This is a genomic window from Microcystis sp. LE19-131.1A (assembly GCF_027532015.1).
In the GTDB taxonomy this organism is placed as follows: Bacteria; Cyanobacteriota; Cyanobacteriia; order Cyanobacteriales; family Microcystaceae; genus Microcystis; species Microcystis ichthyoblabe_A.
In genome coordinates, this window is sequence record NZ_JAPZSS010000055.1 from 1 (window position 1) to 2018 (window position 2018).

Genomic DNA, 2018 nt, shown 5'->3' on the forward strand with positions numbered 1-2018 from the left:
GAAGATGCAAGGGTGATGCAAGGGTGATGCAAGGGTTTTAAGAGATTCTAGCAGATTTAAGTGCATTTGGGAAGCTCTCAATCAAGCTAAAAGCCCTTTCCTGTAAGGTTTTTACCATTATTCAGCAAACCCTAAATAGGGGTGAGTTCTCGGCTTTGGGGCCAGAGAAACACCACTTTTTTACTGTTTATTTTGACTTTTCTTTTTTAGATTATGCGTCTTTTAGCTGCCTTTGATCGCTACCCCGATAGTGTATCGTTAACCCTAGAACCAGTAGCCACCGACTCGCAAAAATTTGATTTATATTTAACTTTACACCTACAAGCTCAAATTCAATCTCTCCTTGGCGGGGAAATCAAATGGGGACTAAAAGGAGGAAAATTAGATTTTCTTTTAGTTAATTGTCACCTAACACCAAATCCTCTTTCTAGTCAAGAGTTATACATAAATCGTATTAATAATTATCAATGGCGGTTATCTTTCAAAAGTCCTCAGTCAATATTTACAGGAGCGCTCGAAAGGATTAACCTAGGAACCGTCAGTGTGGAGGAAGAACCTTATCATCTGACGGTGCAATTTTCGCTGACAGCTGCGGATATCTGTATCACGGAAACATCGGGATTATGGAAACACGATCTAAGTCCCAATAAACATAGTATTTTAGAGCGAAAGTTAGCATTTTTCCTAATGGAAAATCAATTTGATGCTTTTTTGAGTCGTATTTCTTTGGGTTCATCGCAGGCAGAATTAGATAATGTTCTAGTTGAACCGCAACCGGCAGCATCAGAAAATTTAGAGAAATTGCAGACACAAATCGAGGGAATTTATGCTGCTATTAGTGATGATTTTCTGGAATTAGCCCGATTAGCTGAACTTAATCCCCTAAAAGATTTTACTGGGGCAAATCTCCTGGCAGCGGAATTAAGTGGTATATCTTTAGGCATGGCCAATCTCTATCAAGCGAATCTGCGGGGGGCCAATTTAACCGATGCTGATTTGAGCGAAATTAATGGCAGTCATGCTAATTTTAAGGGAGCAGATTTAAGCGGAGCCTTATTAGCTAATGCCGATTTAAGTTATGCTGATTTTTACCGTTCTAGTTTGGCTTTAGCTAATTTAATTGGCTCCAATTTAGAAGGAGCTAATTTGGTTGAAGTCAACATCACTCAAGCTAATTTTAGCGGGGCAAAAGTGCAGGGGGCAAAGTTTGCCGATAACGTGGGGATGACTGAGGAATTGCGGGAAAATTTACGCTTGCGCGGAGCTTTCTGCGATTAGTCAACTATTCAGCCTCTAAATGACACCAAATACCCTCACCTTTCACCGAAAATAGCGTTATTAAATAACAAAAGAAGATTAGAGATTTTCCTCGATATTTATGCCCAATTCCCGCAGTTTAGCCGCTAATTTCGCCGCTTTTTGCTTTTCTTGCTCGACTTGGTTTTCTGCCTCTAAAACCCGATTTTCTGCCTCTAAAACCCGATTTTCTGCCTGTTGTGCCGCTTCTGCGGGAGTGGGTACTAATTCGCCTTTGGAGGTAAAATAGCGCAATTTATTGGCAGATAAACCCAAATATAAGCCTAATTGTTGACTCCAGAGCCATCCCTGGGGATTGGGGGTAATCGGTTGATATTGACCGCTAATTAGGGTAAATCCCTGAAATTCTAAGCTTTCTGGGTCAAACCAAAAATAATCGGGAGTGCGAAATATGTCCTGATAAATTTGTTTTTTCTCCTCTCGGTCAACTTTGGCGGTACTATCGGAGAGAATTTCGATAATTAAATTGGGATATTTGCCCTCTTCTCGCCAAATTACCCAACTTCTGCGGTTGGGGTTGGGATTTGTCCCCAAAACGACGAAAAAATCCGGACCACGGAAGAATTCTGACTTTTTCTGGTTGGGACTGTAATAAATGGTTAAATTGCCGGCGGCAAAATAATCTTCTCGCTCGCGCCACCACCATTCTAAACACTGAATTAATAAAATAATTTGTTGTAGATGTAGGTTACTTTCCAAGG

General features: G+C 40.6%; 2 protein-coding genes. One reads left to right on the forward strand and one right to left on the reverse strand.

Annotated features, from left to right (window positions below; all coding sequences use genetic code 11):
* Window positions 1–213 precede the first annotated feature (213 nt).
* Window positions 214–1278 (forward strand): pentapeptide repeat-containing protein, encoded by a 1065-nt coding sequence (locus O9323_RS05040; RefSeq protein WP_288124771.1) that lies wholly within the window; start codon window positions 214–216, stop codon window positions 1276–1278.
* Window positions 1279–1356: 78 nt separating this feature from the next.
* Here O9323_RS05040 and O9323_RS05045 read toward each other — a convergent pair.
* Window positions 1357–2018: Uma2 family endonuclease (locus O9323_RS05045; RefSeq protein WP_288124772.1), on the reverse strand; the 662-nt coding region annotated here is incomplete at its 5' end.